The 15,079-nt window shown below is 64.4% G+C and carries 15 protein-coding genes and 2 tRNA genes; 9 read left to right on the top strand and 8 right to left on the bottom strand.

Features of this window, described 5'->3' with window-relative positions; translation table 11 throughout:
* Positions 1-23: 23 nt before the first annotated feature.
* From alr to ACIQ7H_RS04955, 6 genes are all read right to left on the bottom strand, one after another.
* Positions 24-1,100: an alanine racemase gene (gene alr, locus ACIQ7H_RS04980; protein ID WP_395789004.1), complete on the bottom strand. Its 1,077-nt coding sequence runs from the start codon at positions 1,098-1,100 to the stop codon at positions 24-26.
* Positions 1,097-2,509 (bottom strand): replicative DNA helicase, encoded by a 1,413-nt coding sequence (locus ACIQ7H_RS04975; protein WP_395789002.1) that lies wholly within the window; start codon positions 2,507-2,509, stop codon positions 1,097-1,099. The genes alr and ACIQ7H_RS04975 overlap by 4 nt, the downstream gene beginning before the upstream one ends.
* A gap of 221 nt (positions 2,510-2,730) precedes the next feature.
* The gene (gene rplI / locus ACIQ7H_RS04970) at positions 2,731-3,180 is read right to left on the bottom strand and encodes a 50S ribosomal protein L9 (RefSeq protein ID WP_395789000.1); all 450 of its coding nucleotides are present in this window, start codon (positions 3,178-3,180) and stop codon (positions 2,731-2,733) included.
* A 101-nt stretch (positions 3,181-3,281) separates the two neighbouring features.
* Positions 3,282-3,506 (bottom strand): 30S ribosomal protein S18, encoded by a 225-nt coding sequence (gene rpsR, locus ACIQ7H_RS04965; RefSeq protein ID WP_395788998.1) that lies wholly within the window; start codon positions 3,504-3,506, stop codon positions 3,282-3,284.
* A gap of 14 nt (positions 3,507-3,520) precedes the next feature.
* The gene (gene rpsF / locus ACIQ7H_RS04960; RefSeq protein WP_395788996.1) at positions 3,521-3,925 is read right to left on the bottom strand and encodes a 30S ribosomal protein S6; all 405 of its coding nucleotides are present in this window, start codon (positions 3,923-3,925) and stop codon (positions 3,521-3,523) included.
* A gap of 145 nt (positions 3,926-4,070) precedes the next feature.
* Entirely contained in the window at positions 4,071-4,397 is a 327-nt protein-coding gene (locus ACIQ7H_RS04955) for a HesB/IscA family protein (RefSeq protein WP_395788994.1), read from the bottom strand.
* A 125-nt stretch (positions 4,398-4,522) separates the two neighbouring features.
* On the opposite strand from ACIQ7H_RS04955, the gene asnS reads away from it, so the two are divergent.
* From asnS to ACIQ7H_RS04940, 3 genes are read left to right on the top strand one after another with little or no spacing between them, the layout of a single operon-like run.
* Positions 4,523-5,923: an asparagine--tRNA ligase gene (asnS, locus tag ACIQ7H_RS04950; protein WP_395788992.1), complete on the top strand. Its 1,401-nt coding sequence runs from the start codon at positions 4,523-4,525 to the stop codon at positions 5,921-5,923.
* A 10-nt stretch (positions 5,924-5,933) separates the two neighbouring features.
* Entirely contained in the window at positions 5,934-6,221 is a 288-nt protein-coding gene (locus ACIQ7H_RS04945; protein ID WP_395788990.1) for a hypothetical protein, read from the top strand.
* 12 nt (positions 6,222-6,233) lie between these two features.
* Positions 6,234-6,554 carry a hypothetical protein gene (locus tag ACIQ7H_RS04940; RefSeq protein ID WP_395788988.1) on the top strand — a complete coding sequence of 107 codons (321 nt, stop codon included), beginning with the start codon at positions 6,234-6,236 and terminating at the stop codon, positions 6,552-6,554.
* 104 nt (positions 6,555-6,658) lie between these two features.
* On the opposite strand, the gene ACIQ7H_RS04935 is transcribed toward ACIQ7H_RS04940, so the two are convergent.
* Positions 6,659-8,344 carry an SUMF1/EgtB/PvdO family nonheme iron enzyme gene (locus ACIQ7H_RS04935; protein ID WP_395788986.1) on the bottom strand — a complete coding sequence of 562 codons (1,686 nt, stop codon included), beginning with the start codon at positions 8,342-8,344 and terminating at the stop codon, positions 6,659-6,661.
* A 434-nt stretch (positions 8,345-8,778) separates the two neighbouring features.
* Here ACIQ7H_RS04935 and rnd point away from each other — a divergent pair, with 434 nt between their 5' ends.
* Both rnd and ACIQ7H_RS04925 read left to right on the top strand, forming a co-directional pair.
* Positions 8,779-9,879 carry a ribonuclease D gene (gene rnd, locus ACIQ7H_RS04930; protein WP_395788984.1) on the top strand — a complete coding sequence of 367 codons (1,101 nt, stop codon included), beginning with the start codon at positions 8,779-8,781 and terminating at the stop codon, positions 9,877-9,879.
* Between the two features lie 45 nt (positions 9,880-9,924).
* Positions 9,925-10,000 (top strand) — tRNA-Ala (locus tag ACIQ7H_RS04925).
* Between the two features lie 95 nt (positions 10,001-10,095).
* On the opposite strand, the gene ACIQ7H_RS04920 is transcribed toward ACIQ7H_RS04925, so the two are convergent.
* Positions 10,096-10,172: transfer RNA gene (locus ACIQ7H_RS04920), tRNA-Arg, on the bottom strand.
* Between the two features lie 148 nt (positions 10,173-10,320).
* On the opposite strand from ACIQ7H_RS04920, the gene ACIQ7H_RS04915 reads away from it, so the two are divergent.
* The 4 genes from ACIQ7H_RS04915 to ACIQ7H_RS04900 all read left to right on the top strand — a co-directional run bounded on the left by ACIQ7H_RS04915 (position 10,321) and on the right by ACIQ7H_RS04900 (position 15,077).
* Positions 10,321-11,853, top strand: coding sequence for an aldehyde dehydrogenase family protein (locus ACIQ7H_RS04915; protein ID WP_395788982.1), 1,533 nt, complete (start codon positions 10,321-10,323; stop codon positions 11,851-11,853).
* Between the two features lie 196 nt (positions 11,854-12,049).
* Positions 12,050-13,096: a quinone-dependent dihydroorotate dehydrogenase gene (locus ACIQ7H_RS04910; protein WP_395788980.1), complete on the top strand. Its 1,047-nt coding sequence runs from the start codon at positions 12,050-12,052 to the stop codon at positions 13,094-13,096.
* Positions 13,093-14,145 carry a UDP-N-acetylmuramate dehydrogenase gene (gene murB, locus ACIQ7H_RS04905; protein ID WP_395788978.1) on the top strand — a complete coding sequence of 351 codons (1,053 nt, stop codon included), beginning with the start codon at positions 13,093-13,095 and terminating at the stop codon, positions 14,143-14,145. Before ACIQ7H_RS04910 ends, murB begins: the two co-directional genes overlap by 4 nt.
* The gene (locus ACIQ7H_RS04900; protein ID WP_395788976.1) at positions 14,142-15,077 is read left to right on the top strand and encodes a DMT family transporter; all 936 of its coding nucleotides are present in this window, start codon (positions 14,142-14,144) and stop codon (positions 15,075-15,077) included. Before murB ends, ACIQ7H_RS04900 begins: the two co-directional genes overlap by 4 nt.
* Positions 15,078-15,079 lie beyond the last annotated feature (2 nt).

Below are 15,079 nucleotides of genomic sequence, written 5' to 3'. Positions count from 1 at the left end.
ACAGAGCGATGCCGAAGTCCCGGCTAGTCTTCGATAAACCGGACGCGCCGGGTGATTCCACAGGCCAACTCGTAGCCCAAAGTGCCGGCCGATTGGGCAACGACCTCAACCGGCAGGCCACGCCCCCATGCCACCACCGGCGCGCCCACGCCTGCATCGGGCAGGTCGCTCAAGTCGACGGCCATCAGGTCCATCGAGACCCGGCCCACGGTGCGGGTCAGCTGCCCGCCAACGCTCACAGGCGTTCCCGAACCCGCGTGCCTGGGATAGCCATCGCCATATCCAATGGCTGCGATACCGATACGCAGCGGCCGCTCGGCTACGAAAGCGCCGCCATAGCCCACCGCATCGCCCGGCTCGATGTGCTTGACTGAAATCAGGCGGGTCGAGAGGGTCATCGCCGGCTCCAAACCCATCGATTCACCGGTCGCGCCTTCCACCGCCGACAAGCCATAGAGGGCCCCGCCCGGGCGAATCCAGTCGCGATGCGCCCCAGGCCAGCCCAGCACACCCGCCGAGTTCGACAGCGAATGCTCGCCTGCAAGCCCTGCAACTGCAGCATCGAACCGCCGGATCTGCTCCGCGGTCACCGCACACTCGAACTCGTCGGAGCGCGCGAAGTGGCTCATCAGCACGATGTCCGGGTGGACTGCGGGCAGCTTGAGAAGCCGGGCGTGAACCTCGCGGGCGTCCGTCGCTGGAAAGCCGAGCCGGTGCATACCGGTATCGAGTTTCAGCCAGGTGCGAATCGGCTCGCCGCCGCTGTCCTGTTCAAGCAGTTCCAGCTGACTGGGGTGGTGGATGACCGCATCGACGTGCAGCCGACGCAGCAGGCCCAGATCACTCGACTCGTCGGGGCCGGAAAGCAGCACGACGCGTTGCGAAAGTCCGACCGCGCGTAGTCGCTCCGCATCGGACAAAGCCGCAACACCGAATGCATCGGCACCCTGCAGGGCCTGCGCGACGCGCTCCAGGCCGTGCCCATAGCCATCCGCCTTTACCACCGCCATCACCCGACTGGCGGGGGCTCGCCGGCGGATCAGCGAGAGGTTGTGACGCAGGGCATCAAGATGAATGGTGGCCGATGTCGCTCGGCTCACTCAAAGCTCCCGGCGTAGCCATTGGACGCCAGATTGTCGAAACGCGTGTACTTGCCGTGGAAGGCCAGTTTCACCGTGCCGGTCGGGCCGTGGCGATGCTTGCCGATAATGATCTCCGCCACGCCTTTTTCGCCCGACTCCGGGTTGTAGTACTCGTCGCGATAGATGAACACGATCATGTCGGCGTCCTGCTCGATTGCGCCTGACTCACGCAGATCGGCCATGACGGGGCGCTTGTCGGTGCGGCTTTCCAGCGAGCGGTTCAGCTGCGATAGCGCGATCACGGGCACGTTGAGCTCCTTTGCAAGAGCTTTCAGGCTGCGCGAGATTTCTGAAATTTCGGTGGCGCGGTTCTCTTTGTTTCCGGGCACCTGCATCAGCTGCAGGTAGTCGATGACGATCAGGCCCAGACCGTGCTCGCGCGCAAGGCGACGGCAACGAGCGCGCAGTTCGGTCGGAGACAGCGCCGGGGTGTCATCAATGAAGATCTTGGCGTCGGACAGCATCGTGATCGCGTGGGTCACGCGGCTCCAGTCCTCGTCCTCCAGCTGTCCGGTACGCAGCGATTGCTGGTTGACCCGGCCAAGCGAGGAGATCAGACGAAACGCCAGCTGCGAGGCCGACATTTCCATCGAGAACACCGCCGCCGGCTTCTTGGTCTTGAGCGCTGCGTACTCGGCCACGTTGAGGGCGAACGAGGTTTTGCCCATGGCCGGGCGCGCCGCCAGAATGATCAGGTCCGAGGGCTGCAGGCCGGCGGTGTGCTCGTCGAAATCGAGGAACCCGCTCGGCAGGCCAGTCACCTTGCCCTGGTTCTGGTAGCGCTCCTGCAGTAAGCGGAACGCATCCTTGACCGCCGCTCGCATGCTTTGGAAGCCCTGCCGGCCGCGGCTGCCGGCCTCAGCGATCCGGAACACCTGCTGCTCGGCGACTTCGAGCAACTCGCGCGCCGGCCGGCCCGCAGGCTGATAGCCGTCGTTGGCGATATTGGTGCCGATGTCGATCAGCTGCCGCAGCACCGACTTCTCCCGGACGATGTCGGCGTAGGCGGCGATGTTGGCAGCGCTCGGCGTAGTGCTGGCGAGCTCGACGATATAGGCGCCGCCGCCAATCAGTTCGGATTCGCCCTGGCTGTCGAACCACTCACCCAAGGTCACGGCGTCGCAGGGCTGGCTTTTCTCGGCCAGCTGACCGATCGCACGAAAAATCAGCTGATGATCGCGACGATAGAAATCCCCTTCCTGCAACTTGTCGGCGACTTTGTCCCAAGCTTCACCCGAGAGCATCAGCCCGCCGAGAACCGCCTGCTCAGCCTCGATCGAATGCGGTGGCACCCGCAGGCCATCCACACGCTCGTCATGGTTGGCGGCAAAACGGTCGGGCTTGCGCCCGGGAAACACGGCGGCCATGGGCTGGGGTCGATCTCGTCGGAAAGAATGCGTCGGCCCCGAGGCACGGGCGCGCTGTGGGGATCATACGGAACGCAGACAGCGGGGCGTTACGCACAAAGCTGTGGATAACCTGCGCATATCTCAGCAACTGAGACTGCGCCGCGAACACAGCAAAAGTCTCAAACGACGACGGGCGCCTCGCGGCGCCCGTCGGGAGAAACCTGAGACGGCGAGGCCGATCAGGCTTCCGGAACCACCACAACTTTGACCGTGGCTTCGATGTCAGCGTGCAGATGCACCAGAACCTCGAACTCGCCGGTACGGCGGATGGCACCTTCGCCCATCAGCACTTCGCTCTTACCCAGCGGCAAGCCAGCGGCAGTGAATGCCTCGGCGATGTCGCGCGGGCCGACCGAGCCATACAGCTTGCCTTCGGTCGAAGCGTTGGCGGCGATGGTGACCGTGGCGCCTTCCAAGCGATCACGGCGCGATTCGGCACCGGCCGACAGCTCACGCGCACGGGCTTCGTACTCGGCGCGGCGCGCCTCGAACTCTGCCAGGTTGGTGGCGGTGGCGGGCACAGCCTTGCCCTGCGGGACGAGGAAGTTACGGCCATAGCCAGGCTTCACGTCGACCTTGTCGCCCAGGCCGCCGAGGTTGGTGACTTTCTGCAGAAGAATCAACTTCATTTGGAGCTCCTGATCGTTAGCAGCGAGCTTGCCGCTGCAGCCCCGAGGGGCTGTCCGATGTCATGGTGACGCGGTCCGGGCGCGTGGCCCGAACCCGCGGATCAATGGTTGTCGCAGTACGGCAGCAGGGCAAGAAAGCGCGCGCGCTTGATGGCGGAAGCCAACTGGCGCTGGTACTTGGCCTTGGTGCCGGTGATCCGCGAGGGCACGATCTTGCCGGTTTCGGTGATGTACTGGCGCAGGGTGTTGAGATCCATGTAGTCGATCTCGGTCACGCCTTCGGCGGTGAATTTGCAGAACTTGCGGCGGCGGAAGAACTTGGACATTTTGGGCTCCGGGCTCAGTTGGCTTCTTCGCTGGCGCGTTCGGCGCCCACGGACTCACCGTCGGAATCGTCATCGCGACGACGACGCTCGGGCTTCTCGTCCTTGCTCTTCAGAATCAACGAGGCCTCGGTCACCGGGCCGTCACGGCCGATGACGATGTGGCGCAGCACGGCGTCGTTGAAGCGGAAGCCGGCAACCAGTTCGTCCAGAACCGTCTGCGATGCTTCGACGTTCATCAGCACGTAGTGAGCCTTGACCAGATTCTCGATCGGGTAGGCCAGCTGGCGACGGCCCCAATCTTCGAAACGATGGATGGCGCCGCCGTCGTTTTCGATCAACGACTTGTAGCGCTCGACCATCGCAGGAACCTGCTCGCTCTGGTCCGGGTGGACCATGAACACGATTTCGTAGTGACGCATGGATGCTCCTTGTGGATGACGCCCGGACGTTTGTCACGGACGAAAGCCTTCCGCCGGCGGCGGTCAGGCAAGGTCTTGATCTCGCCTAGGGCCAAATCAAGCCGGCTACGATAGCGCAGCCGGGGCATCCTTACAAGCTGAGGACTCAGGCGGTGGTAAAGCTCTCGCCGCAGCCGCAGGCAGCCGCAGCCTTGGGGTTGTTGAAGGCAAACTGGTGGTTCAGGCCTTGGCGCACGAAGTCGATCTCGGTGCCTTCCACCATCGGCAGGCTGATCGGGTCGACGACGATCCGAACTCCATCCTGCTCGATCACCAAGTCTTGGTGGCCGATTTCGCGCGCCACGTCAATGACGTAGCCCCAGCCCGAACAGCCAGTGCGTTTCACACCAAAGCGCAGGCCCAGACCCTGCGGTTCCTTGCTGAGGAAGTCCCGAACGCGCTCAAGAGCGGCGTTGGTAAGTTGGATACCCATGCGCTTGTGTCCTTAACTGAAGTAGTGGCCCTGCACTGGACCGATCCGTGGCCCGTCATCCGCTATCATTGCGGGCTGTTTGCAGCAATTGCAAACCCTGACCTACACAGATCAACGAGGACGTTATGACGGTGCTCAGCGTGGTGGACGCCCTGGCGGGCGGTGAAAGTGTCGGCCAGTCGGTCAGTGTGCGCGGCTGGGTACGTACGCGTCGCGATTCCAAGGCCGGCCTGAGTTTCGTCAATATCAGCGACGGCAGCTGCTTCAACGCCATCCAGGTCGTGGCAGGCATCGAACTTGACAACTACGACGCCGAAGTCCGCCATTTGACCGCCGGCTGCTCGGTGATCGCGACCGGAGAACTGATGCCCTCGCAGGGCCAGGGTCAGAGCTACGAGATCAAGGCCAGCTCGATCGAGGTTGTCGGCTGGGTCGAAGACCCCGAAACCTATCCGATCCAGCCCAAGCCGCATTCGCTGGAGTTTCTGCGTGAGGTGGCGCACCTGCGGCCCCGAACCAACCTGTTTGGCGCCGTGACCCGCATCCGCCATTGTCTTGCGCAGGCGGTGCATCGCTTCTTTCATGAGAACGGCTTCTACTGGATCAACACGCCGATCATCACCAGCTCGGACGCCGAGGGCGCCGGCCAGATGTTCCGCGTGTCCACGCTGGACCTCGCCAACCTCCCGCGCACCGACAAGGGCGCCATCGATTTCAGCCGCGACTTCTTCGGCAAGGAGACCTTCCTCACGGTCTCCGGCCAGCTCAACGTCGAGGCCTACTGTCTGGCACTGAGCAAGGTCTACACCTTCGGGCCGACCTTCCGTGCCGAGAACTCGAACACCACCCGGCATCTAGCCGAGTTCTGGATGATCGAGCCGGAGATCGCATTCGCCGATCTGAATGATGACGCCAACCTCGCCGAAGCGTTCCTGAAGTATCTGTTCAAGGCCGTACTCAACGAGCGCGGCGACGACATGGCGTTCATCGCCGAGCGCGTTGAGAAGACGGCGATCACCCGCCTGCAGAGCTTCATCGACGCGCCCTTCGAGCGCATCGACTACAGCGAGGCGATCCGTCTGCTGCAGGGCGCCGGCCGCAAGTTCGATTTCCCGGTCGAGTGGGGTCTCGATCTGCAGACCGAGCACGAGCGCTGGCTGGTCGAGGAACATGTCGGCCGCCCGGTGGTGGTGATGAACTACCCCGAACACATCAAGGCCTTCTACATGCGCCTGAACGACGACGGCAAGACCGTCGCGGCGATGGACGTGCTGGCTCCGGGCATCGGCGAGATCATCGGCGGCAGCCAGCGCGAAGAGCGTCTGGACGTGCTGGATCGGCGCATGGGCCAGTTCGGGCTGGATCGCGACCACTACCAGTGGTATCGCGACTTCCGCCGTTACGGCACGGTGCCGCACGCCGGCTTTGGCCTCGGCTTCGAACGCCTCGTGGTGTATACCTGCGGGCTGTCGAACATCCGCGATGCCATCCCCTACCCGCGCGCGCCTGGCAGCGCCGATTTCTAGAGACTCGGCGATGGATATCCTCTCGATGTTTCTGTTGCTGCTCGCCACCGGGCTCGGCCTGTCAGGCGTGGCCGGCTATCTGATCTTCGGCCCCCTCGCCTACCGTCATCTGCAGGACCGTTCGCAGACGGTCGGCGCCAACGCGTTTGCGCCCAGCTACCTCGCCTACCTGCTGAAGGGCGAGTTTCGAAGGCACGGAGATCGCAACTTGAATGGCTTGGCCACCCCCGCCCAGGTTCTGTTGCTGAGCGCGATCATCGGTGGGCTCGGTTCGCTGACCGTGTTGTGGCTGGTTTGAAGGAAACGAGATATGAGTGACACCGAAACTGGCAGCTGCATTGACACCCAGTGGTGGGTAGCGACGATCGGCAAGACCTTGGTCTGGGCGCGCCTGCGCGTGTTCGAATCCGGGGTCGCGCAAGTGTTCGACTGCGACGGCCGCAGCGTGCCCTTCGACGGCGAGGATTCCGCGCGCGCGGCACTACTGGATGCCGAGTTTCGCGCCTACGACGGCCTGGATGCTGACGACGCCGCGACCTTTGGCTTCTCGCTTGAGGCGGTGCAGCCGCCGGCAGCGGAGACCGACGAAGCGCTGCGCGAACGGATGGTGCAGCCGCTCGGGCATCACTGACATCCTGGAGCCGACGCGCGTCGGCGAGGATCCAAACGAAAAGGCCGCCCTGATGAAGGGGCGGCCTTTTCACTATCAGCCCATGCAGACCATTTCAGGCCAAGCTACAGATCACGAGCGACCCGAAATCCGAGCCGTGCATTGGTCGTGGTCGGTGCGGCCGTCAAGCGGAATGCAGAGCGCGCCTGATCCGGCGAGCTGGCCCAGGAAGCACCGCGAATCACGCGGCGATTGCAGCCCGGGTTGACCCAGGCGCTGCCATCGGTCGGCGAGCGCTGGTAATTGTCATGCCAGCAATCTTCCACCCACTCCGACACGTTGCCGTTGATGTCGTGGATGCCGAAGCGATTGGCCTCGAAAGACCGTATCGGCGCAGGACCCCAATAGCCGTCGATGTAGTCCGGGAACGCATTCACCCAGTTGCGGCGGGACTCACTGCGGTCGCCGTCACCGGTGAGATTGCCCACCAGCCGGCTCGGGTTGCCATCGCCCCACGGGTAGCGGGTCTGGGTGCTCGCGCGCAGCACGTATTCGAACTCGGCTTCCGAAGGCAGCCGGTAGCTCTTGCCGGTTTCCCGCGACAGCCAGTCGGCATAGGCCTTGGCATCGACCCAGGAGACGTGGATCACCGGCAGATCCGCCGCGGCGTTCTTGCCGTTGTGATCGCTTTGCCAGCTCACGCCACTCTTGGCCGCCATGCTGCCACTGCGTTCGTCGTAGACCGTCGAGCTGCCGTTTTGGCTCGCACTCGGCGCGTAACCGGTGGCGCCGATGAAGCTCCTGAACTGGCCGACGCTGATCTCTGAACGGGCCAAGGCAAACCCACGCTCCAGACTGACGACAAAGCGCGGGCCCTCGTTACTCTTGCGGTCCGCCTCGCCCTCTGAAGAGCCCATCTGGTAGCTGCCGAGCGGAATCACCACCAGCTCCGGCGCCGATCCACCCGAGCTGAGCGCATCCGAGAGGCTCTGTCCCGGACGCATGCTGGCGTAGCTGCGTGCGCTTTCGATGCGGGTACGCAGTGCTTCCAATCCCTCCGCCTGCGCGGATTCGGCCTCAAGCTCGGTCAGCGCTCGCTCCGCAACGGCAAGATCCCCTGCCTCCACCGCCGCGTTACCCTCGGCAATGAGCTCTTTCGCACGCGTCTCGCGCAGCTCCACGATGCGGGTGCTCGCATCCTGTACCGCCTCGGAGCCCGGACTCACGCGTCCGGCCTCAGCCAGCATCCGCTCGGAATCCTGATAGTTTCCAGACTCCGCTGCCGATGCAGCCTGGTTTACCAGCAGTGCTTCGACGCGAGCCAAGCCCTCTTGCGCGCCAAGATTGTTCGGATCACGGCTCAGAATCTGGCGGTAGATCTCGGCGGCGTTGTTGCCCTCGGGCGCGGCCAAACTGCCGGCCTCGACCAGCCGCTGCGCTTCAGCCAGCAGACTCGCCACCTCGCGCCCGGAATCAAGCTTGGCCCGCAGCACCACCAGTTCGGGGTGTTCCGGCCGCAGTCGCGTCACCGTGGTCACGATTCGCACGACTTCGTTGAAACGCGCCTGCGCAAACGCTTGATCTGCACGCAGCAGCAGAGCGGTCACCACCGCATCAATGCCGGCACGGGCATCTGCATTGTCCGGTTCGTTCTGCAGCACCAAGGTGTACAGGGCCAGCGCCGTGTCGTCCCCCGGCTCAAGTCGACCGGCGGCCAACGCTTCTGATGCGCTCCGCAGGGTACCCGCCAGATCGAAGTTGAGCAGCGGGGCAAATTCGGGCGTCCACTCCTGTGCCATCGTGGCATCCATCAGCCGTCGACGCGCGGGCGCCTGTCCCTCTCCCGCATCGCCCTGCGCCTCACCTGCCGTTTGGGCGCCGCTGCCGGTCGCTGCAGGATCCGCGCTGGCAGCTCCCTCGGCCTGCGACGGCGCTGATGCGGGAGCAGCTTCATCACTGCTTCCGCAGGCATTCAATACCAACAACATCACGACTGACGCCGCGATCCCCCGAAAATGAACCGTTGACACTCTCCCTCCTCCTCGCCCCTGCGCGAGTTTTTAGATGGCTGCGGCTGAACTGCAATCATGCGGCAACCGGACTGCGGAATCACAGCGCTATCACTAGGGCGCCGTAAGCCGACCCGCGATAGTGCGGGGCTTCGCACTGCGCGTACGTGATGCACTTCAAAGGTGCGGCGGAGAAGTAGGCTATCGTCTTCGCCCCGATGCCTTGGAAGCCGACGATGCAGTGGATTGATACGCCTGCCGATCTGAACACCCTCAGCGCGTGGTCGGGCGAGCCCGCAGTCGCGGTCGACACCGAATTCATGCGCGAGAAGACCTTCTTCCCCGAGCTTGCGCTTGTGCAGCTGGGTCGTGCAGGAGAGGTACTGCTGCTGGACGCTCCGGCGCTGGGCAGTGCGCCGGCGATTGTCGAGTTCCTGGGCTCGTCGACCATCAAAGTGATGCACAGCGCGAGCGAAGATCTGCAGGCCTTTCACCACACCTATGCAGCCCTACCGCGGCCGCTGTTCGACACCCAACTGGCCGCTGGGCTGTGCGGCATGGACCCGGGCATGAGCTATCAGCGTCTGGTCGCCAGCCTGTGCGACATCGTCCTGGAAAAGGGCGAGACGCGCTCCGATTGGCTCAAGCGCCCGTTGACACAAGCACAGCTGACCTACGCCGCCGACGACGTTCGCTACCTGCTGGAACCCCACCGCCAGCTGGCGTCAACCCTGGATCTACAGGGTCGCCGCGCTTGGCTGGACGAGGACTGCGAGCGAATGCTCTCGAATGCCATCGAGCCCGACGATCCGCATCCTCACCTCGCTCTTCGGCCCGCTCAGGGCCTGCCGACCGAAGCGCAGGCGCGACTGCGTCGCCTGCTGCTATGGCGTGATGGCTTGGCACGTGGCGGGAACCGTCCGCGCAACTGGGTGCTGGATGCCGGTCTCGCGCTGGATCTGGTCAATCGCCCGCCCCCTGACCGCACAGCCTTCGAAGCCGCCTTGGATCGCAATCCGAAGTCGCCGCGTCGACGACGCGACGACCTGTTCGAGCTGCTGATGGCCACGCTGACGCCCGAGGAACTCGACATCCCGCTGGCCACCCTGCCCGAGAACACCGAGCGCGAACAGCTGAAGCTGCTGCAGGCGGCGGTCGCCGAGCACGCCAAAGCGCTCGGCCTGCATGAATCGGTGCTCGCCTCGCGCCGGCATCTAGAGACCCTGCTGCGTGAGGGTCGCTGGTCGAGACAGCTGTCTGGCTGGCGCCGAATAGTGCTGGAGCCCACCTTGGTGCCTCTGCTGCCTACGCGTGTCCGCGCTGCGGCGGCAGCCTGAGCACTTGGCAGACGTGCGACATTGCCTCTATGATCCCCGCCTCGTGGGGCGGTAGCTCAGCCGGGAGAGCGTCGCGTTCGCAATGCGAAGGTCGGGAGTTCGATCCTCCTCCGCTCCACCACGAGGCATGAAACGAAAAGGCCACCGCATGCGGTGGCCTTTTCGTTATGTTGGCGTCGGAAACTGCATCGCTGCGCCAACGCCTTCGCCAAACCCTGGTGCCCCCGGCGCGATTCGAACGCACGACCTTCCCCTTAGGAGGGGGACGCTCTATCCAGCTGAGCTACGGGGGCAGGCCACGTATTCTGCCATGCAGGTGAATGTCGGTGGAGTCTGGCAGCCGAGCCCGGGGAACGGGTTTGCAGGCCTGTAGTAAACTCCGCGGTCAGTTGCGGCAGGCTTGCCGTCGACATCCTCTTCGCTTCCAGCAGGAATCCCCGCATGAGCTCCCAGCTGCTTCAGGCCCTTGGCCTGTCTGATGTCAATTCCGGCACCTATCTTGGCAACGGTGAGTGGTCGTCTACCGCCGATGCCGGCGTGCTGCAATCGGTCAACCCGACCACCAACGCAGTCATCGCTGAAGTGCACGCCAGCAGCGTTGCCGACTACGAAACGGTGATCACGCGCGCCCAGGCCGTGTTCAAGACCTGGCGCACCACTCCGGCGCCGCGCCGCGGCGAAGCAATTCGACTGTGTGGCGAAGCGCTTCGCATGCACAAGGACGCGCTCGGTTCGCTGGTCGCACTCGAGATGGGCAAGAGCAAACCCGAGGGCGATGGTGAAGTCCAGGAAATGATCGACATCGCCGATTTCGCGGTCGGCCAGAGCCGCATGCTCTATGGCTACACCATGCATTCGGAGCGCCCCGGCCACCGCATGTATGAGCAGTACCAGCCGCTGGGCCTGGTGGGCATCATCAGCGCGTTCAATTTTCCGGTTGCAGTCTGGGCATGGAACTCATTCCTCGCCGCGATCTGCGGCGACGTCTGCATCTGGAAGCCGTCCAACAAGACGCCGCTGACCGCCATCGCCTCGATGAAGATCTGCAACGAAGCCCTGCGTGCCGGTGGCTTCCCCGACATCTTCTTCCTGATCAACGACGCCGGCGTCGAGCTGGCGCAGCAGTTCGTTGACGACAAGCGCATTCCGCTGATCAGCTTCACCGGGTCGACCCAGGTCGGTCGCACGGTCGGCGAGCGCGTGGCCCGCCGGATGGGCCGCAGCCTGCTGGAGCTCGGCGGCAACAACGCGATCATCCTGGATGAAAGCGCTGATCTGAAACTGGCGATCCCGGGCATCGTGTTCGGAGCGGTCGGCACCGCCGGCCAGCGCTGTACCACCACGCGCCGACTGATCGTGCACGAATCCATCTTCGACAACGTGCTGGCCACCTTGATCAAGGCCTACAAGCAGGTCGAGGGCAAGATTGGCGACCCGACCGATGCTGCCAACCTGATGGGCCCGCTCAACAGTCAGGCTACCGTGCAGCAGTTTCTGGCCTCGATCGCGAAGGCCAAGGCCAGCGGCGGCACGGTGGAGACCGGCGGCACAGCGATCAACCGCCCCGGAAACTTCGTGCTGCCTGCCATCGTCACCGGCCTGCAGAACAGCGATGAGGTCGTCCAGCACGAAACCTTCGCACCGATCCTCTACGTGATGAAGTTCAAGACGTTGGACGAAGCGATCGAGATGCAGAACGCGGTCCCGCAGGGCCTGTCGTCTTCGATCTTCACCCAGAACCTGAAGGCCGCCGAGCAATTCCTGTCGGCAGCGGGCTCGGATTGCGGCATCGCCAACGTCAACATCGGCACCTCGGGCGCCGAGATCGGTGGTGCTTTCGGCGGCGAGAAGGAGACCGGCGGCGGCCGTGAGTCGGGTTCGGATGCCTGGAAGGTCTACATGCGCCGGCAGACAAACACCATCAATTACTCCGATGCACTACCTCTGGCACAGGGCATCCGCTTCGATTTCTAGCGAAATCCGCCGGTCTGCGCGCGTACTCGCGCGCAGCCCGGCGTTGGGGCTACACGGGGGTGCACCAAACGTTGCGTGTCGTGGAAGGCTCGTGTGCGACGTTTCCGCATCGGGGCACTCCTTGTATCGGATGGCTTTCCACATCCATCGCCCGATCCGGGCATTTCCGCCGCCCCTCCCCTGAGCGCGCATCCACATGTACAGCTTCGCCCGCCCCTTCCTGATGATGATGGACGCCGAGCGCGCCCATGATCTGGCACTCGCAAGCCTTTCAACGATGTACCGGCTGGGTTTGAACCCCCTGGTTGCGCAGCGCAGCAAGCCGATGCCGCTGAAGCTCTGGGACATCGAGTTCGCGAATCCGGTCGGGCTGGCCGCTGGCCTGGACAAGAACGGCGGGCATATCGATGCCCTCGGCGCGCTGGGCTTCGGGTTCATCGAAATCGGCACGACCACGCCGCGACCGCAGGCCGGCAATCCCAAGCCGCGCATGTTCCGCCTCACGCGGCACGCGGCGGTCATCAATCGGATGGGCTTCAACAACGAAGGCGTCAATGCCCTGCTCGCCAATGTCGAACGCAGCCGCTACCGCGGCGTGCTGGGCATCAATATAGGCAAGAACAAGGACACGCCGAATGAGCGCGCCTTCGAGGACTATCTGTACTGTCTGGAGCGCGTGTACCCGGTTGCGAGCTACGTCACCGTCAACATCTCCTCACCGAATACCGCCGGTCTGCGCGATCTGCAAAGCGCCGACGAATTGCATCGGCTGCTGAACCAGTTGCGCGAAGCGCAGGAGCGCCTGGCAGCCAAGCACCGCCGACGCACACCAATCCTGATCAAGATCGCGCCCGACCTCAGCGACGAGCAGATCAACCGCATGGGCCTGATTCTGGCCGCGGCGCGCGTGGACGGCGTGATCGCCACCAACACCACGACCGACCGTCTGCCAGTCGAGGGCCATCCCCGCGCGGGTGAGGCCGGCGGCCTGTCGGGCAAACCGCTGTATGGGCGCTCGACCCATGTGCTGCGCCACCTGCGCTCACAGCTGCCGGATTCGATTCCGATCATCGGTGTCGGCGGCATCCACACCGGTGCCGATGCGGTCGGCAAGGTCACGGCTGGCGCCAGCCTGGTGCAGATCTACACCGGGTTCGTGTATCGCGGTCCGATTCTGATCCGGCAGTGCGTGGACGCGATCCGTCGGCGACGTGAACAATCGGTGCGCGGCATGTCGCGATGAGCACAGGCGCGATCTGGGTTGATGATGTCGACCTGACCGGCTTGAACACATTTCGAGTTGCGGCGCGGGCGAAGCGATTCGCGCGCTGCGGCGATATCGACAGCTTGCGCGCCGCGCTGCTGGACTGTCGCAGCCAGTCGGTGAAGCCGCTGATTTTGGGTGGGGGCAGCAACCTGCTGCTGGTCAAAGATCCATCGGCCGTGATCCACCCGCAGCTGTTCGGGCTCGAGTTCATCGAAACGGCCGATTGCGCGGTCGAGGTCATCGCCGGGGCGAGCGAGAACTGGGACGCTCTGGTGCGCGCCTGCTGCGGTGCCGGGCTCTGGGGCATCGAGAATCTGGCCCTGATTCCGGGCACGGTCGGCGCTGCGCCGGTGCAGAACATCGGCGCCTATGGCGTTGAACTGAGTGACAGCCTGATCTGGGTGCGTGCGCTCGACCGTGGCAGCGACGAGCTGTGTCAGCTCACCGCCGATGAGATGGCGCTGAGCTATCGCGACAGTGTGTTCAAACGCGAGCCCGATCGCTGGCTGATCCTGCAGGTGTGCTTGCGGCTGCATCGCGACGCGCATCCCAGGCTGGGCTACGCCGGCCTCGAAGAAGCGCTACGTGGGATCGAGTCGGGCTCGTCGCCAGAACCTCTAAAGGTCGCCAATGCGGTGACTGTGCTGCGCCGCACCAAACTGCCCGACCCAGCCCAGGTCGGCAATGCCGGCAGCTTCTTCAAGAACCCGGAGCTGCCCGCCGAAATCGCTGCCCGCATCGCCAGCAGACATCCGCAGCTCGCGCGGTTTCCGGCAGCGCGCGCCGATCAGGTGAAGCTCTCGGCTGCGTGGTTGATCGATCAACAAGGTTGGAAGGGTTTTCGCGAGGGCGACGCCGGAATCTCCGCGCAGCACGCCCTGGTTTTGGTCAATCATGGATCCGCAAGCGGCGCCGAGCTGCTCGCGCTGGCGCGCCGGGTCGCCGACACGGTGGAATCTCAGTTCGGTGTGGTCTTGCAGCCCGAGCCGCTGATCGTCGGCGCCCGCTTCCGGCCCGACGAATGAGCCCCGTCGAAAGCGCGGCCGGTTCGCGCGCCGCCGCTGCGGTCTGGAAAGCGGTGCTGTTGATGCTGGCCAGCGCGTGCATGTTCGGCTGCATGGCGGTGGTGATCCGGCTCGCGTCGACGCAGCTGCATCCGTTCGAGATCGCCTTCTTCCGCAATCTGTTCGGGCTGGCGTTCGCCCTGCCCCTGCTGCTGCGGCACGGCCCGGGGCTGCTCAAGACCAGCAAGCTCTCGCTGTATGCGTTCCGCTCGGCCATCGGCATCGTGTCGATGCTGTGCGGGTTCTGGGCGATCGTGAATCTGCCGCTGGCCCAGGCGGTGTCGCTGTCGTACTCGACGCCGCTGTTCGTCACCATCGGCGCGGTTCTGGTGCTGGGTGAGGTGGTGCGTGCGCGGCGCTGGACTGCGGTCGGCCTGGGCTTCATCGGCGTGCTGTTGATCGTTCGTCCGGGCGCCGACTTCAGCCCTGGCGTGCTGGTTGCACTCTGCGCCGCAGCGCTCAGCGCCGCGGTCGCGATCAGCATCAAATTCCTTTCGCGCACCGAAAAAGCCGATGCCATTGTTCTCTACACCACGCTGCTGTGGGTGCCGCTGTCGCTGGGGCCCGCGCTGTGGGTGTGGGAGACGCCGCAGGGCATCATTTGGCTATGGATCGTTCTGGCTGGATTCTTTGGCACCGCTGGACATATGTGCTGGGCGCGCGCGCTGAAGCTGGGCGACGCCTCCATGCTCACCCCGATCAGCTTTTTGCAGGTGCCGCTGGTGGCAGCCGCCGGCTATCTGCTTTTCGACGAGCGCCTGGACCTGTGGATCGGCACTGGCGCAGCGATCATCTTCACCGCCAATGTCTACATCGCGCACCGCGAAGCGCAGCTGGCGCGTCGGGCGGTCACGGATCCGGACATCTCCAGCGAGCCACCCGCCACCCGCTGAGC

Source organism: Aquimonas sp., from assembly GCF_044377145.1.
Taxonomy (GTDB): Bacteria; Pseudomonadota; Gammaproteobacteria; order Xanthomonadales; family Xanthomonadaceae; genus Aquimonas.
This window is presented reverse-complemented; position numbering and strand designations above follow the sequence as displayed.